Here is a 15,314-nt window from a genome sequence, read left to right on the forward strand (position 1 = left end):
AGCCCGAGTGTAGGTCGGCTATGACGGCTTCCCCGCGCAGTAGACCCGCGCCGGTTCGGGGAAGGCCACCGCGCGTGAGCCGGAACCGCAGACAGCGGGGTCGGTTGAACCGTCAACCCGCTGGACGATCTTGATGACAGCGTTCGGGTCGGAGCATTCCACCAGGGAGGCGAGTTTGTCGTCGAGGTTGAAGCACTCGCCTTCCTCGAAGTTGAGGATGAAACAGTAGGTGCGAGAGTCGTCCATGAGCACGGAGTAGTCAGAGTCGGCCCGTTTGCCGTCCGGGCAGGTTGCGGATCCGCCACCTTTGGACACCAACTCGTAAATAGCATCCGGGTTGCTGCAGCCGGACGGGGTGAGGTCCATGCCCGCCGTGGCGTACTGATCGCTGGTGATGCACTCCCCCACCGCCAAGTCACCTGAGGCCCCGGACTGCGAGGACCCGGAATTTGAGCTCGTGCTCGGCACCGCACTCGAACTCGACGCGGAACTGGAATTCGACTCAGATCTCGAGGTCGACTCCGACGTGCGGGTGGCCATCCGCCCGGCCAATCCCAACAGGCCGAGCACCAGCAGAATCGCACCGATCACGATCAATGCCGTGCCCGACTTCTTGAGTGGCGCGCCGTAGGCTTGTGGCGGGACCGGCGGATAGCCGGGCTGCTGCGGGTAACCGGGCTGGTAACCCTGCTGCGGATAGCTCGGCGGATAACCCGGCTGCTGGTAACCCTGCGGATACCCCGGCTGCGGGTAGCCCTGGGGGTACCCCGGCTGCGGATAGCTCGGCGGGTACCCGGACTGGCCGCTCGACTTCGACTGAGACGACGAACGCCGAACCAGGCCGAGGATGAGCAGCAGCAGCCCCAACCCCGGAATGAACAGCGTGCCGATGACGTAGCCCGCGGATTCTGCGGCGCTTCCGGCGGCGGCCAGTGTCTGAGCAACCATGGCGGCGAGTATCCCATGAGGCGACCGGAAATCGGTTTGCTGACCGGCTGCTGAGGCTGCTCAGGCCGCGTTGTCGGCTCCCGCCTCCGTCCCATAGCGGCCCGCGCTGAACATCGACGCCACCGCACCGATCACCATCATCACGGCCGCGGCGGTGAACACCACCGTCAGGCCGGAATGGAACGGCTCGGTGATCAGCTGCGGGAAGAACGTCTGTCCGGTGATCACGTCCGCGTTCACTCCTGGCTGGTGTAGAGCGTCGTAGGGCGCGAGCAGTTCGGCCATCGGGTTGTAGCCCAGGAAGGCGGCGAACAGGCTGCCGACCGGGGGCAGGTTGGCCACATCGTGGGCGACCGAGGCCGAAACACCTTGCTGCGTCAGGCCGGTGGTCAGCGCCGCAGGCAGTGTGTTGGCCAGCCCGACGATCATCAGCGAGAAGAAGATGCCGATCGACAGCGAGTTGCCCGCGTTGAAGAACGTGGACCGCACGCCGGAGGCCGCACCGCGCTGATCGGCCGGCACGCTCGACATGATGGCTGCCGTGTTGGGGGCGGTGAAGATGCCGCCGCCCAGTCCGTTGAGGAACACCAGGATCGCGAACACCCAGTAATCGAAGTTGACCGGGATCATCAGCAGCGCCACGAAGGTGGCAGCCATCAGCAGCATGCCGCCGACGGTCAGCGGCCGCGCACCGATGCGATCGGAGAGCGACCCGGCGATCGGCGCGGCGACCAGGAACCCGACGGTGACCGGTAGCAGGTAGATGCCGGCCCACAGCGGGGTGGATTCGAAGCTGTAACCGTGCAGGGGCAGCCAGATGCCCTGCAACCAGATGATGAGCATGAATTGCAGCCCGCCGCGGCCCACCGAGGACATCAGCCCCGCGAGGTTGCCCATCCCGAACGCCGCCGATTTGAACAACCGGATGTCGACCATCGGCGACGACACCTTCAACTCGACGATGCAGAACGCCACCAACAGCAGCAGGCCCACCGCGATGGAGCCCAGAACCCACGGGCTGGTCCAGCCGGTGGTCGAGTCACCGTAGGGCTGGATGCCGTAGGTGATGCCGATCAACAGGACCGTAAGGCCGAGTCCGAACGTCAGCGTGCCGGCCCAGTCGAGCCGTCCGGCGGTGCGGACACCCAGTTCCTTGAGTGAGCGGTAGCTCCAGATCATGCCGAGGATCCCGATCGGCACACCCACCCAGAACACGGCCTTCCAGTGCCATTCGGACAGGAAGCCGCCGATCAGCAGTCCTAGGAATGACCCGGCAACGGCGGCCACCATGTTGGTGCCCAGTGCCATGCCGCGCTGGTTGGCGGGGAAGGCATCCGTGAGGATGGCCGACGACGACGCCATCAGCATGGCGCCGCCGACGCCCTGGACCACGCGCCAGGCGATCAGCCACACCGCACCGCCACCGAGCTGGAACGGGTCGAAGGACAGCGCGATCGCGGCAACGGTGAAGACCACGAAACCGAGGTTGTAGATGCGCACCCGGCCGTACATGTCGCCGAGGCGCCCGAACGGTACGACGAGCACCGCGGTCACCACGAGGTAGCCCATCAGCATCCACAGCAGGTAGCTGACATTGCCGGGGGCGAGAGGGTTCAACCCTATGCCGCGGAAGATCGCCGGCAGCGAGATCAACACGATCGACGCGTTGATGGAGGCCAGCAGGATGCCCAACGTCGTGTTGGACAGCACCACCCACTTGTAGAACGGGTGGTCGTGATCCATCCGTTTGCGCCGGTCGGCGGTCTCGGCCTCGGCGGTGTCGCCCGCGCCTGGCGGGCTGCTGAGTTCAGCGTCAGTCGTCATCTCGTGTTCGCATCTCGTATCGCGTCAAGGGCTATATCCAGGGCCAGCGGTCGACCCGAAACATGCAAAACACATATATTAGCTATGCAAATCAAGACTGGGCAACTCCTGAACTTCGCGGATCCGGGCCACCGGCGGCGGATTTCGACATGAGGGTCACGCAACGTCGCCGGATACAACCCTGGCGAGAAGGCGACGTGATCCCCCCTGACAACTTCCTGAGAGTGCGCATCCGGTTCCCCCGACCCCTACGACTGCGCTAGGTTGGGCCCTGCAAACCACACACGCGGGAGTGCGCACGAGCGCACTGAGAGGACGGGTACGCCCGTCGACCGTACGAACCTGACCGGGTAATGCCGGCGTAGGGAGATGAAATGAGCAGTTTTGTTGTCGACCCATCCGTGACCACCGGTCCGATCACCGGAAGCACCAAGGTCTATCGCGAGATCAACCATGACGGCACGACCATGCGCGTGCCGTTTCGCCGGGTGAACCTCACCAATGGGGAACATCTGGACCTGTACGACACCTCAGGCCCCTACACCGACGACGACGCGGTGATCGACCTGAACTCCGGCCTGCCGTCACGGCCCGGCATGCACAAAGACCGCGGCACCCAGTTGCAGCGGGCCCGCGCCGGGGAGATCACTGCCGAGATGGCGTATATCGCTGAACGCGAAGGCGTTTCACCTGAGCTGGTGCGCGACGAGGTAGCTCGGGGCCGGGCGGTCATCCCGGCCAATCACAACCACCCCGAGGCCGAGCCGATGATCATCGGCAAGGCGTTCGGAGTGAAAGTCAATGCCAATATCGGCAATTCGGCTGTCACGTCCTCGATCGGGGAGGAGGTCGACAAGATGGTGTGGGCCACCCGATGGGGTGCCGACACCATCATGGACCTGTCGACCGGGAAGGACATCCACCAGACGCGGGAGTGGATTCTGCGCAACTCCCCGGTTCCGGTCGGGACCGTGCCGATCTACCAGGCGCTGGAGAAGGTCAACGGCGACCCGACCAAGTTGACGTGGGAGATGTACCGCGACACCGTGATCGAGCAGTGCGAGCAGGGTGTCGACTACATGACCGTCCATGCTGGCGTGCTGTTGCGCTACATCCCGCTGACGGTCAAGCGCGTCACCGGCATCGTGTCCCGGGGCGGATCGATCATGGCGGCCTGGTGCCTGGCACACCACACCGAGTCGTTCCTGTACACCCGGTTCGAGGAACTGTGCGAGATCCTGGCCCGCTACGACGTGACCTTCTCGCTGGGCGACGGGCTGCGACCCGGGTCGATCGCCGACGCCAACGACGAGGCCCAGTTCGCCGAGCTGCGCACTCTGGGTGAGCTCACCAAGATCGCGAAATCCCATGGCGTGCAGGTGATGATCGAAGGACCGGGCCACGTTCCGATGCACAAGATCGTCGAGAACGTGCGGCTCGAAGAGGAGTGGTGCGAGGAAGCACCGTTCTACACCCTCGGCCCGCTGGCCACCGATATCGCTCCGGCCTACGACCACATCACGTCGGCGATCGGGGCGGCCATCATCGCCCAGGCCGGTACCGCGATGCTGTGCTACGTCACCCCGAAGGAGCACCTGGGCCTCCCGGACCGAAAGGACGTCAAGGACGGCGTCATCGCCTACAAGATCGCCGCCCACGCCGGCGACCTCGCGAAGGGGCACCCACGCGCCCAGCAGCGCGACGACGCACTCTCCAAGGCGCGCTTCGAGTTCCGCTGGCACGACCAGTTCGCGCTGTCGCTGGATCCCGACACCGCGCGTGAGTTCCACGACGAGACGCTGCCCGCCGAACCAGCCAAGACCGCGCACTTCTGCTCGATGTGTGGTCCCAAGTTCTGCTCGATGCGCATCACGCAGGACATCCGTGATGCCTACCCTGACGGGGTGGCCCCGGAGGATATCGAGCGCGGCATGGCCGAGAAATCGCAGGAGTTCGCCGACCATGGCAACCGCGTCTATCTACCCTTGACCACGTGAGGCCGAAGTGAACTTCTTGCCGTTGACCCCTGCGGGTGAGACCCCGCTGCGGGTGATGACCATCGCCGGGTCCGATTCCGGCGGTGGTGCCGGGATCCAGGCCGACATGCGGACCTTCGCCATGCTCGGCCTGCACGGCTGTGTCGCGCTTACGGCTGTGACGGTGCAGAACTCAGTGGGTGTCAAGGGTTTTCACGAGGTTCCGCTCGACGTGGTGGCCGGTCAGATCTCGGCCGTGACCTCGGATATCGGGATCCAGGCCGCGAAGACTGGCATGTTGGCGTCCTCGGAGATCATCGCCACCATCGCCGAGACCTGGCGGACAGAGGGGCTGGGAGCGGTCCCCCTGGTCGTCGACCCGGTGTGCGCCTCGATGCACGGTGATCCACTGTTGCACCACAGCGCCCTCGACGCGCTGCGCACCGAGCTGTTCCCGCTGGCCACGCTGGTCACCCCGAACCTCGACGAGGTCCGGTTGCTCGTCGACATCGAGGTCGTCGACGACGCCTCGCAGCGGGACGCGGCGCGCGCACTGCACGCGCTCGGTCCGCAGTGGGCACTGGTCAAGGGCGGGCACCTGCGCTCGTCGTCGGCCAGTCCGGATCTGCTGTTCGACGGCACGGAGTTCCACGAGTTCGCGGCGCCGCGGATCGATACCGGCAACGACCACGGAGCCGGCGATACCTTGGCCGCGGCGACGGCTTGTGCTCTGGCACATGGCTATTCGGTTCCGCAGGCAGTGGAGTTCGGCAAGGCCTGGGTGACCGAATGCATTCGGGCCAACTATCCGCTGGGCCACGGCCACGGCCCGGTGAACGCCTTGTTCCGGTTGCAGTCGTGAACCTCGACGCGATCGCCGGCGTCGCCCACGAACCCGAGGCCACCCCGACGGGCGTCGTGGTGCTCACGCATGGCGCAGGGGGCAACCGGGATTCGGCGATGCTGGTCAAGGTCTGCGACGAATGGGCGTCGCGGGGCTGGCTGGCCGTCCGCTACAACCTGCCCTACCGCCGGCGCAGGCCCAAGGGACCACCGTCGGGATCGGCGGCGGGAGACCAGGAGGGCATCGCCGAGGCGATCGCACTGGCCCGCAGCCTCACCGATGGACCGGTGATCGCGGGTGGGCATTCCTACGGCGGGCGGATGACCTCGATGGTCGCGGCCACCGGGACTGGGCCGGACGCGCTGACTCTGTTTTCCTACCCACTGCATCCGCCGGGTAAGCCGGAACGCGCGCGCACCGAGCATCTCCCCGACATCACGATGCCGACGGTATTCACCCATGGCACCTCCGACCCGTTCGGCACCATCGACGAGCTCACCGCGGCGGCGGCGTTGGTGGCCGGCCCCACCGAAGTCGTCGTCATCGAAGGCGCCCGCCACGACCTCGGATCCAAACGCCTGAACGTGCCCGCCCTCGCAGTGGATGCGGCGCTGCGGGCAGTCGATATCGTCGAACCATGACCTACCCGCCCGGCCCCACTGGTCGCCCTGCCCCACAGGGCTCGCCCGGTCACCACTACCCGCCACCGCCGCCGCAGCCGTATTCCACCGGCCCCGACCAGTTCTCGACGCCACCGAGGAAATCCCCTGCGCTCAAGTGGGTGCTGCTGGGTGTCGTGGTTCTGGTCGCGCTCGTGGTCGCCGCCGGCGCAGTGTTCTACCTGGCTCGGGACCGGGGCGCCACCGAAGCCAGCCAGGTTCGGTCGGGCGATTGTCTGGCCGACATTCCCGACAGCAGCCGGGTGTTGTACGTCAAGTCGGTGAGTTGCGATCAGCCGCACAAGGGTGAGGTGTTCGCGGTGCTGCCGCTGCCCGAGGGGAATTTCCCGGGCGACGCGGCAGTCGTGAAGTACGCCGACAAGTGCGCTCCGGCACTGGCCGATTACGCCCCCGACGCCAACTCGGAATCCGGGATCCAGCTGTTCGTCCTGTACCCGACCGCAGACTCCTGGCAACGCGGGGACCGTAGCGTGACGTGCATCGCTACCAGCAAAAACCCCCGCACCGGCAAAATAGGGTAACGCACTACTCTAGGCCGCCCAGACCGCGTGGTCAGACACTCGACCCATGGTCGAGATCGATACGCGGGCCGCAGCCACCCTGCCGCTCGCACCGCGAAATCCGCTGTCCTATCGGCAGACGATCAAGGCGATGCGGTCCTTCATCGAGGGGCATCAACGGCTCCGCGATGCCGGAGGGCCCATCAGCCGGATGGTGCTCGGTCCACGATGGCTGATCCCCCCGGTCCTGTTGGTCACGTCGCCGCAGGGAGCCCGCGATGTCCTGGGCCGCCGCGATTCGATCGCCGATCGCGGCACCGCCCTCAACATGGTCGAGCTACGCCGGCTGATGGGCGGCAACCTGCTGAACCTGCCGCACGAGCGCTGGCTGCCGCGACGGCGAACGCTGCAGCCAATGTTCACCAAGCAGAACGTGCCACGGTATGCGGGACACATGGCCGCCGCGGCGGATTCGATCGCCGGCGGGTGGCGCGACGGTACGACGGTCGATCTGGACGTTGCGTGCCGAGCGCTCACGCTGCGGGCGCTGGGCCGCTCGGTATTCGGCGTGGATCTCGACGAGAGCGCCGACGACGTGGGCCCCGCACTGCGTACCGCGTTGTCCTGGATTTCCGACCGGGCGGTCCGCCCGGTCAACTTCCCGCAGTGGGTGCCCACCGGCGGCCAACGTCGGGCCAGGGCGGCCAATGCCCGGCTACATGAGCTGGCCGCCGAGATCCTCGCCGCGGTGCGGGCTGATCCCGATCGGGAAGCACCGCTGGTGCGCGCGCTCATCGAGGCCCGTGACCCCGACACCGGCCGAGAGCTCGCCGACGACGAGATCTGCGATGAATTGGTGCTTTTCATGCTGGCCGGGCATGACACCACCTCGACAACGCTGTGTTACTCACTGTGGGCACTGGGCCGCGATCCCGAGTTGCAGTCCCGCCTGTACGACGAAGTCGCGGCGCTGGGCGATCGCACGCTGACGCCCGAGGATGTGCCGCACCTCGAACACACCGTGCGGGTGCTGCACGAGGCACTGCGGCTCTGCCCGCCCGGTGCCGGCACGCCTCGGATGCTCAACGAGGAGATGACCGTCGACGGCTACCGCGCCGAGGCCGGCACGATGGCGATGGTCAATTTCTATGTCATGCACCGCGACCCGGCGCTGTGGGACGACCCGCTGACCTTCGACCCCGACCGCTTCAGCCCGGAACGTTCGGCAGGTAGAAACCGTTGGCAGTACCTGCCTTTCGGCGGTGGCCCGCGGTCCTGCGTGGGCGATCACTTCGCCATGCTGGAGGCCACCCTGGCGCTGGCGACCATCGTGCGGGCGGTCGCAGTGACCTCCCTGAACGACAGCTTCCCGGTGGATACCCCCTTCACCGTCATCGCCGCCGAGCCGATCCCGGCCCGGATCACCAGAAGGAGTACGCCATGAAATTCATCGTGCACTGGACTCAGTCGCAGGCGAACTACCGGGATGCGATCGAGAAGTTCAAGCAGACCGCCGGCGCGGTTCCGGAAGGCGCGACGATGCTTCACCGATGGTGGGGCATGAACGGCCAGGGCTTCGCCATCGTCGAAACGAACGACGCCAAGACCATGTTCGAGTCGGTCGCCGAGTGGAGCGAGTTTCTCACCTTCGACATCACCCCCTGTGTGGAAGACGCCGAGGCGGGAGAGGTGATCGCAAAGCTGTTCTGATCCCGACGCGGTGCCGTCGTTCCGCCTCTACCTTCGGTGACACAAAGCTAGGCTGACGTCACCACGAGTCGTCAACGGCGGAAGGTGGCATCTGTCTCATGAACGCTGGCCCAGGCAACTCTTGGCCCGCGTTGCGGGTATCCGATTGGGAGCCCACCCGCGACACCCTGCACATGTGGACTCAGATCGTCGGGAAGATCCGGCTGACACACTCACCACTGATCAACCATTGGTGGCAGGTGACCTTCTACGTGAGCCCGCGCGGTCTGACCACGTCGTCGATCCCGTACCGAAACCGGTTGTTCGACATGGAGTTCAACTTCATCGACCACCTGCTGGAGATCCGCACCAGCGACGGCGGATCCCGCACCGTCACGTTGAAGCCGAAATCGGTCGCCGAGTTCTACGACGAAACCTTCACCGCGCTGCGACAACTGGACATTGAAACGCGAATCTCGGCGAGCCCCAACGAGGTCGACCCGGCCATACCCTTTGCCGAAGATCACCAGCACGCCTCGTATGACCCCGAAGCCGCCAACTTGTTCTGGCGCCAACTGGTCCAGGCGCACCGGGTGATCACCGATTTCCGTTCGCATTTCATCGGCAAGGTCAGCCCTGTGCACTTCTTCTGGGGCTCGTTCGACCTGGCCTGCACCCGATTCTCCGGCCGGCCCGCGCCCGAGCACCCCGGCGGGGCGCCCAACTGCGCGGATTGGGTGATGGTGGAAGGCTATTCGCACGAGTTGAGCAGTTGCGGTTTCTGGCCGGGCGGCGGCGAGGAGGGCGCTTTCTACGCCTACGCCTATCCGGAGCCGGAAGGCTTCGCCGACTATCCCGTCGGCCCGGACGCAGCGTTCTACAGCGCGGACTTTCGGCAGTTCCTTCTCCCGTACGAAGCGGTGCGGACTGCCTCCGAACCCGACCGTGCCCTGCTAGATTTCCTGCAATCGACCTACGCCGCCGCAGCCGACCTTGCGGGCTGGGACCGGGCAGGTCTGGAATGCGATCCACAGCGCTGGTGACACGCACACGGAGACGGAGAACACCATGAAGCTCTGCATCGTCGGCAGCGTGGCTGTCGCGCTGATCGCCGGCGGGTTGATCACCTCAGCGCCACCGGCCGCCGCCGGCTGCCAGTACGGCGGGCCGGTGATCAGTAAATGCGACGGGCCCGTCCAACCCGACGGCACCTGGCAGCGCTGCATGGGAACCTGGGGCTATGTGCCCAGTGGCTTCAGCTCCCACCTGGTGCCGGTCAAGCGCTGCGATGTGATGGGGCCCGGCCACGAGATCGCTCCGTGGGACACCCCGTTCGCCGATCCGCCGACGCGCATCGACGACAACTGAGCCCTCGACAAAGTACCCAGTACCTGCGGTACTGTTTGCAGCATGAGCGCGGGGGAATTCGAGGCGGTGATCGTCGGCGCGGGATTCGCCGGCATCGGTGCCGCCATCCAGCTCAAACGGCTGGGCATCGAGAACTTCGTGATCCTGGATCGCGAGGATGATCTCGGCGGCACCTGGTACGTCAACCACTACCCCGGCCTGGCCGTCGACGTGCCGACCACGACCTACTCGTACTTCTTCGAACCGAACCCGAACTGGTCGAGGTTGTTCTCCACCGGCACCGAGATCAAGCGGTACGCCGACGACGTCGCCGACAAGTACGACGTGCGCCGCCACATCCGGTTCAACACGACCGTCGACGGCGCCCACTGGGACGAAGAGGCTTCACTCTGGCGAGTATCCGTAGCGGGTGGCGAGACCTTGAACGCACGCTTTCTCCTCACCGCCACCGGCTTCCTGTCGCAGCCCCACACGCCTGACATCCCCGGCATCGCCGACTTCACCGGCAAGGTCATCCACACCACCGACTGGGACGACGACTACCGGCCCGACGGCCGTCGTATCGCGATCATCGGCACCGGCGCCACTGCCGTTCAGCTCATCCCAGAGCTGGCTCGCAAGGCTGCTGACCTGACGGTGTACCAGCGCACCCCGATCTGGGTCGTGCCCAAGATCGACCTGAAGTTCTCCGCTGGGGTCAAGGCCCTGTTCGCCAAGGTCCCGCTGACCCAGCGGGCCGTGCGTGCCGTCACCGACGCCATCTACGCGTTCATGGTCGACACGGCCGTGCTCAAGCACCGGTACTTCCGGCGGTTCAACATCGCCGCGGCCGACCTGGCCAAACTGCACCGGTTCGCCTCGATCCGCGACCCCGAATTGCGCCGCAAGCTGACCCCTGACTACGACTTCGGCTGCAAGCGCCCGACGTTCTCCAATGGCTACTACCGCGCCTTCACCAAGCCGAATGTGCACCTGCAGGCCGACGGCATCGAACGCATCGATGCCCGGGGCATCGTCAACGCCGACGGCACCCGGACCGACATCGACACCCTGGTGCTGGCGACGGGGTTCGATCTGTGGGAGGCCAACTTCCCTGCCATCGAGGTGATCGGGCGTGATGGCCGCAACCTCGGCAAGTGGTGGCGGGAAACCCGGTTCCAGGCTTACCAGGGTGTATCGATGCCGTACTTCCCGAACTACTTGAGCCTGGCCAGTCCGTACGCGTTCCTGGGTCTGAACTTCTTCAACACCATGGAGTATCAGATGCATCTGATGGACCGGTTGTTCGGCGAACTCCGGCGCCGGAAGGCGACGACGTTCGAGGTCACCGAACAGGCCAACGCGCGCTATCTGGACCGGATGACGGAGTTGCTGGGTGACTCGTTGTTCACCCTCGGCAACTGCGCATCGGCACGGTCGTACTATTTCAATCCGAGTGGCGAGGCAACGCTGCTCCGACCGATGACGACCCGCCGGGCCGTCACGGAAGCTTCACGATTCCCGTTGAGCGACTACACATTTGCCTGATCAGAGAGGATCACACATGGCAGAGGGCAAGAACTCCAAGCTGGTCAAGCTCGTCGGCCTCAGCGTGGCCGGCGCCGGCGTCTCACATTTTGTGAAGCCGCAGCTGTTCGAGTCGATCACCAAGCCGGCGTTCCCCAAGGACACGCAGAAGCACATCTACACCAACGGTGGTATCGAGACCGCGATCGGCCTGGGCCTCCTGCTCCCCAAGACGCGCAAGCTGGCCACCATCGGCACGCTCGGCTACGTGGCCTACCTGGCCGGCAACGCCGTGCGTAACCGGTAACGGCCCAGCAGCGTCATATCGACCATGACCGCGACGACGGCTCGGGCCTGCTCCGAATTCTGATAATTCATGAGCCGGCCCAAGTCGATCACCAACGCCATCGCCGCATGAACGGCGAAGCGTGCCTGACCCGCACTCCACCGCGGACGTACCGGCATGACCACCTCGACCCACGATTCCACCGCCGCCCGCTGAAGGTCGCGCAGGATCTTCTGGTCGGCGGGCGTCATGTTGAGGCGTTCGGTGTAGTAGACGTAGTCGAGTTCGGGGTGGTCGAACGAGCGGGCCACGTAGTCGTCGATGAGCGCGCCCAGAGCCTGCTCGGGATCCGTTGCCGCGCTGAGCACCTCGGCCATGTCGGAAGACAACCGGTCGGCGGCGCGACGGAACCCGGCGGCCAGGATGTCGGACTTGCCGGAGAAGTACCGGTAGATCCCCGAGGCGGGCATGCCGACCGCGGCGGCGATGTCCTCCATGGTGGTGTCGCGGTAGCCGTTCTGATTGAACAGGCGCATCGATTCGGTCAGCAGCGCTTCGTATTTCGTCGTGCTCACGACGGGTGGCGGTGTCACCGCGGGGCCGGTCGCGTTGGGAACCTCCGGCAACTCGGCGGCCAGCACGGTGTCGCAGATGTCGGCGAGCAGTGTGCGGATCTGACCGGCGGGCAGCTTGGATCGGTGGTCGACGACGCTGCCGATCACGCCGAGCACCGCAGTCGACAGGGTCCAGCGGGCGTGCGAACTCAGCTCCGGCCGCAACTCCATCAGCGGCCGGTGAATCCGTCGGTGCACGGTGCGCACCTGCGCGTCCAGGGTGCTCTGGTCGTCGCCGCGCAGATAACGCGCCTCCCAGCGGTACAGCCCGCCGGATTCGCGATTGACCAAGGCGGTGTCGCTGAGCGCGGCGACGATGAGACGCAACCGCTCCCGCGGATCCCCGTCGGCCTCGTCTGCGAACGCGGTACCGTCGACCAGTTGCTGGCTGAGGTTGAGCACGGCGTCGCGGAACAATTCGTACTTGCTCGAATAGTGCCGGTACAACGCGGCCGCGGAGATCCCGACCCGCGAAGCGATGGCCTCCATGCTGACGCCGTGATAGCCCAGCGCGCTGAAAGACTCCGCCGAGGCCCGCGCTATCTGCGCCTTTCGGTCTTTGGGTCGACGCCGCACAACACTGGCACCACTGTCGATCGACCGGGGCGAGATGCGCGCCATTCCGTCACCATAACGGACCGAAGTGCCGGGTCAAAATGGTAATCCGGCAGAGAATAGGCGTTAACATAGACGGCGTTGAGGCCGGATGGGGGTCGCGTGTTTGCCAAGTTGCGGAGGTTGCTGGCCTACCGCGTCGCACTCGGCGAACTCATCGTCGTCGCTGTCGTGCTGGGAGTGCCGTATCTGTTGATCGGCACGGTCTGGTCCGGCACGCACACCGATCACCTGCCCTCGATGGGCAGCCTCGACGCCGTGGTGTCTTTTCTCGGGTCGATCGTCTCGTGGCCGGTGCTGTTGTTCACCGACGTCTGCATGACCTGAAGGGGGAAGAGAAGTGAGTTTTCGCGCCGTCTACATCGGAATCGCCGGGGCCGTGGTGTTGGGAATCGGGCTGTATCTACTGAGCCTGCCGGTCTACCTCGACGACTTCGATCAGTTCGGAATGCAGATCCCCTGCGGCTCCGGTTATTCGACCCACCTGGTGCAGGCCAACGCCGCCGGCCAGGAGTACGCGGACACGTGCGGGTCGGCTGTGCTGACACGCAGGCTGTGGACCATCCCGATCGTCGCAGTCGGGGCCCTGGCCCTGATCGCGGTGCTGTTCCGGGCCGCCACATCCTCTGCGCACGAGACGCTGCTGCCCAAGAACGACTCGCACTAGTTGCGCACGCGGCTGCACTTGTCGGTGGTCGAATGTATGTTCGATTCATGGAGGCGGGTGCGGTCCAGGCGGTAGCGGGGTTACGCGCGGCTTTCGACGCGTTCGCCGGGTGTGATTTGGCTTCGTTGACCCGGTCTGAGCTGGTGGCGGTGCTCGACGAGTACGAGGAACTGCTGTGTCAGATGCCCTCGCCGATGCATCGGCTGCTCGCGCAGTTGCAGGCCGCAGCCACCTCGCAGGAGTTGGGTGCCAAATCCTGGAATGAGGTGCTGCGGATCCGGTGGCGGCTGTCGACCGCTGAGGCCGGCCGGCGATTGGGTGAGGCCGCCGAGTTGGGGCCGCGCCGTTCGTTGACCGGGGACCCGTTGCCTGCGGTGTTGCCGGTGGTGGCTGCCGCGCAAGGTGCGGGGTTGATCACCGCCGATCACGTCAAGGTGTTGCGTGATGCGGTGCACCGGCTACCGGGATTCGTCGACCAGGTGACCCGCGAGCAGTTCGAAGCCGACCTGGTGCGGGTCGCGGTCGGGGTGGGTCCCAAAGAACTCAAAGACACCGCCGAGTTGCGCCTGTTCCTGCTCGATCAGGACGGCCCCGCACCTGATGACACCGAACGGGCCCGCAAACGCGGGGTCAGTGTCGGCAAGCAGGGCCGTGATGCCATGACCGCGTTGACGGCGAACCTGACCCCGGAGGCGGCTGCGGTGTGGGAGGTGCTGTTCGCCAAGTTCGCCGCGCCCGGGATGTGCAACCCCGACGACGAGCAGCCCTGCACGTCGGGCACCCCCACCCAGGCCCAGATCGACAATGATCAGCGCAGTTTGGCTCAGCGTCAGCACGACGCGCTGATCGTGATCGGGCGGATCGCGTTGATGACGGATCTGGGTCAGCTCAACGGGTTACCGGTGTCGATCATCGTGCGTACCACCTTGCAAGACCTGGAATCGCGTGCCGGGATCGGGGTCAGCGGGGGTGGGACGAAGGTGCCCATCCGCGACGTCATCCGCATGGGTGCTCATGCCAGTCATTACTTGGCGGTGTTCGATCGGGCCACGGGGGCGGCGTTGAACTATTTTCGGGCTCGGCGTGTCGCCAGCCCGGCTCAACGCATCATGCTCGTCGCCCGCGACGGGGGCTGCACCAAACCGGGCTGCACCGTGGGGGCCTATGGCTGTCAAGCCCATCACGGTGAGGCTGACTGGGCTGCCGGCGGGAACACCAATGTCGACGTGATGGCGCTGGCCTGTGGGCCCGACAATCGGCTGGTCGATGACGACGGGGGTTACACCACCACTATCACCGCCGACGGTGTCGTGCAGTGGCACCCACCGCCAGAGCTGGATCACGGCCAGAACCGCATCAACTACCTTCACCGCCCCGAACTGCTGCTCACCCCACCCGGGAATCAGCCGGAGCGTGAGCCCGACCCCGACCTCACGCCCGAACCCGACCTGACACAGCCACAGCCACAGCCACCGGATCTCACCCGCGAGCCCGAACCCGAGCACTACCCCGAGCGGGACCTGGACTGGGACCCGCAGTGGGACCGGCAGTGGAATCCCGACTGGGACCGGCAGTGGGACAACGACTTCGACCCACCCCCACCCCACCCGGACTACCTCTGGGACACAGACCCGTTCACCACAGACCCGTCACACCCAGACCTGTCCGCGCCCGAACCGGCCCACCCCCGACTCCCACCCGCCTGGGACCTACTCGACCACCCCGACCCATGGCAACGCATCGACAACCACCGCACCACCGGAGGCAAGGCAGTACGCGGACCTTAGCTAGGCATTA

The 15,314-nt window shown here is 65.7% G+C and carries 16 protein-coding genes and 1 riboswitch; of the genes, 13 read left to right on the forward strand and 3 right to left on the reverse strand.

Annotation, left to right across the window (positions count from 1 at the left end; genetic code table 11):
• Window positions 1-18: 18 nt before the first annotated feature.
• Window positions 19-948: an LppU/SCO3897 family protein gene (locus AC4ELH_RS19340; protein ID WP_498886027.1), complete on the reverse strand. Its 930-nt coding sequence runs from the start codon at window positions 946-948 to the stop codon at window positions 19-21.
• Between the two features lie 60 nt (window positions 949-1,008).
• Entirely contained in the window at window positions 1,009-2,772 is a 1,764-nt protein-coding gene (locus AC4ELH_RS19345) for an MFS transporter (RefSeq protein WP_498886029.1), read from the reverse strand.
• Window positions 2,773-3,048: 276 nt separating this feature from the next.
• Window positions 3,049-3,158: riboswitch (TPP riboswitch) on the forward strand.
• Between AC4ELH_RS19345 and thiC the strand changes: the two genes are divergently transcribed.
• The 10 genes from thiC (at window position 3,147) to AC4ELH_RS19395 (ending at window position 11,642) form a co-directional block, all read left to right on the forward strand.
• A complete protein-coding gene (thiC, locus tag AC4ELH_RS19350; RefSeq protein ID WP_064880559.1) occupies window positions 3,147-4,769 on the forward strand; it encodes a phosphomethylpyrimidine synthase ThiC in 1,623 nt (540 codons plus the stop codon). (Overlaps the previous riboswitch by 12 nt.)
• A gap of 7 nt (window positions 4,770-4,776) precedes the next feature.
• Complete coding sequence (gene thiD / locus AC4ELH_RS19355; protein ID WP_498886031.1) at window positions 4,777-5,610, forward strand: bifunctional hydroxymethylpyrimidine kinase/phosphomethylpyrimidine kinase; 834 nt, start codon at window positions 4,777-4,779, stop codon at window positions 5,608-5,610.
• Complete coding sequence (locus tag AC4ELH_RS19360) at window positions 5,607-6,233, forward strand: alpha/beta hydrolase family protein (RefSeq protein WP_498886032.1); 627 nt, start codon at window positions 5,607-5,609, stop codon at window positions 6,231-6,233. Before thiD ends, AC4ELH_RS19360 begins: the two co-directional genes overlap by 4 nt.
• A complete protein-coding gene (locus AC4ELH_RS19365) occupies window positions 6,230-6,793 on the forward strand; it encodes a septum formation family protein (protein ID WP_498886034.1) in 564 nt (187 codons plus the stop codon). The genes AC4ELH_RS19360 and AC4ELH_RS19365 overlap by 4 nt, the downstream gene beginning before the upstream one ends.
• A gap of 46 nt (window positions 6,794-6,839) precedes the next feature.
• Window positions 6,840-8,216 carry a cytochrome P450 gene (locus AC4ELH_RS19370; RefSeq protein ID WP_498886036.1) on the forward strand — a complete coding sequence of 459 codons (1,377 nt, stop codon included), beginning with the start codon at window positions 6,840-6,842 and terminating at the stop codon, window positions 8,214-8,216.
• A complete protein-coding gene (locus tag AC4ELH_RS19375) occupies window positions 8,213-8,482 on the forward strand; it encodes a DUF3303 domain-containing protein (RefSeq protein ID WP_463791165.1) in 270 nt (89 codons plus the stop codon). The genes AC4ELH_RS19370 and AC4ELH_RS19375 overlap by 4 nt, the downstream gene beginning before the upstream one ends.
• A gap of 98 nt (window positions 8,483-8,580) precedes the next feature.
• Window positions 8,581-9,504, forward strand: a complete 924-nt coding sequence (locus AC4ELH_RS19380; RefSeq protein ID WP_498886038.1) for a DUF5996 family protein — start codon at window positions 8,581-8,583, stop codon at window positions 9,502-9,504.
• Window positions 9,505-9,529: 25 nt separating this feature from the next.
• Complete coding sequence (locus AC4ELH_RS19385; protein WP_448443956.1) at window positions 9,530-9,829, forward strand: CDGP domain-containing protein; 300 nt, start codon at window positions 9,530-9,532, stop codon at window positions 9,827-9,829.
• 42 nt (window positions 9,830-9,871) lie between these two features.
• Complete coding sequence (locus AC4ELH_RS19390) at window positions 9,872-11,356, forward strand: flavin-containing monooxygenase (protein WP_498886040.1); 1,485 nt, start codon at window positions 9,872-9,874, stop codon at window positions 11,354-11,356.
• A 16-nt stretch (window positions 11,357-11,372) separates the two neighbouring features.
• Window positions 11,373-11,642, forward strand: a complete 270-nt coding sequence (locus AC4ELH_RS19395) for a DoxX-related protein (protein ID WP_004571515.1) — start codon at window positions 11,373-11,375, stop codon at window positions 11,640-11,642.
• On the opposite strand, the gene AC4ELH_RS19400 is transcribed toward AC4ELH_RS19395, so the two are convergent.
• Window positions 11,609-12,856, reverse strand: a complete 1,248-nt coding sequence (locus tag AC4ELH_RS19400; RefSeq protein WP_448443960.1) for a TetR/AcrR family transcriptional regulator — start codon at window positions 12,854-12,856, stop codon at window positions 11,609-11,611. The genes AC4ELH_RS19395 and AC4ELH_RS19400 overlap by 34 nt on opposite strands.
• A gap of 96 nt (window positions 12,857-12,952) precedes the next feature.
• Between AC4ELH_RS19400 and AC4ELH_RS19405 the strand changes: the two genes are divergently transcribed.
• From AC4ELH_RS19405 to AC4ELH_RS19415, 3 genes are read left to right on the forward strand one after another with little or no spacing between them, the layout of a single operon-like run.
• Window positions 12,953-13,177, forward strand: a complete 225-nt coding sequence (locus AC4ELH_RS19405) for a hypothetical protein (RefSeq protein ID WP_448443962.1) — start codon at window positions 12,953-12,955, stop codon at window positions 13,175-13,177.
• A 13-nt stretch (window positions 13,178-13,190) separates the two neighbouring features.
• Window positions 13,191-13,517, forward strand: coding sequence for a hypothetical protein (locus AC4ELH_RS19410; RefSeq protein ID WP_448443964.1), 327 nt, complete (start codon window positions 13,191-13,193; stop codon window positions 13,515-13,517).
• A 32-nt stretch (window positions 13,518-13,549) separates the two neighbouring features.
• Window positions 13,550-15,304 carry a DUF222 domain-containing protein gene (locus AC4ELH_RS19415; RefSeq protein ID WP_498886044.1) on the forward strand — a complete coding sequence of 585 codons (1,755 nt, stop codon included), beginning with the start codon at window positions 13,550-13,552 and terminating at the stop codon, window positions 15,302-15,304.
• Window positions 15,305-15,314: the final 10 nt, after the last annotated feature.

The organism is Mycobacterium shunyiense, from assembly GCF_058270075.1.

Excerpts from the sequence above, each read along its gene's own strand:
- AC4ELH_RS19340 (WP_498886027.1), bottom strand. The coding sequence starts at position 948 with ATGGTTGCTCAGACACTGGCCGCCGCCGGAAGCGCCGCAGAATCCGCG.
- AC4ELH_RS19345 (WP_498886029.1), bottom strand. The coding sequence starts at position 2,772 with ATGACGACTGACGCTGAACTCAGCAGCCCGCCAGGCGCGGGCGACACC.
- thiC (WP_064880559.1), top strand. The coding sequence starts at position 3,147 with ATGAGCAGTTTTGTTGTCGACCCATCCGTGACCACCGGTCCGATCACC.
- AC4ELH_RS19365 (WP_498886034.1), top strand. The coding sequence starts at position 6,230 with ATGACCTACCCGCCCGGCCCCACTGGTCGCCCTGCCCCACAGGGCTCG.
- AC4ELH_RS19370 (WP_498886036.1), top strand. The coding sequence starts at position 6,840 with ATGGTCGAGATCGATACGCGGGCCGCAGCCACCCTGCCGCTCGCACCG.
- AC4ELH_RS19375 (WP_463791165.1), top strand. The coding sequence starts at position 8,213 with ATGAAATTCATCGTGCACTGGACTCAGTCGCAGGCGAACTACCGGGAT.
- AC4ELH_RS19380 (WP_498886038.1), top strand. The coding sequence starts at position 8,581 with ATGAACGCTGGCCCAGGCAACTCTTGGCCCGCGTTGCGGGTATCCGAT.
- AC4ELH_RS19385 (WP_448443956.1), top strand. The coding sequence starts at position 9,530 with ATGAAGCTCTGCATCGTCGGCAGCGTGGCTGTCGCGCTGATCGCCGGC.
- AC4ELH_RS19390 (WP_498886040.1), top strand. The coding sequence starts at position 9,872 with ATGAGCGCGGGGGAATTCGAGGCGGTGATCGTCGGCGCGGGATTCGCC.
- AC4ELH_RS19395 (WP_004571515.1), top strand. The coding sequence starts at position 11,373 with ATGGCAGAGGGCAAGAACTCCAAGCTGGTCAAGCTCGTCGGCCTCAGC.
- AC4ELH_RS19400 (WP_448443960.1), bottom strand. The coding sequence starts at position 12,856 with ATGGCGCGCATCTCGCCCCGGTCGATCGACAGTGGTGCCAGTGTTGTG.
- AC4ELH_RS19415 (WP_498886044.1), top strand. The coding sequence starts at position 13,550 with ATGTATGTTCGATTCATGGAGGCGGGTGCGGTCCAGGCGGTAGCGGGG.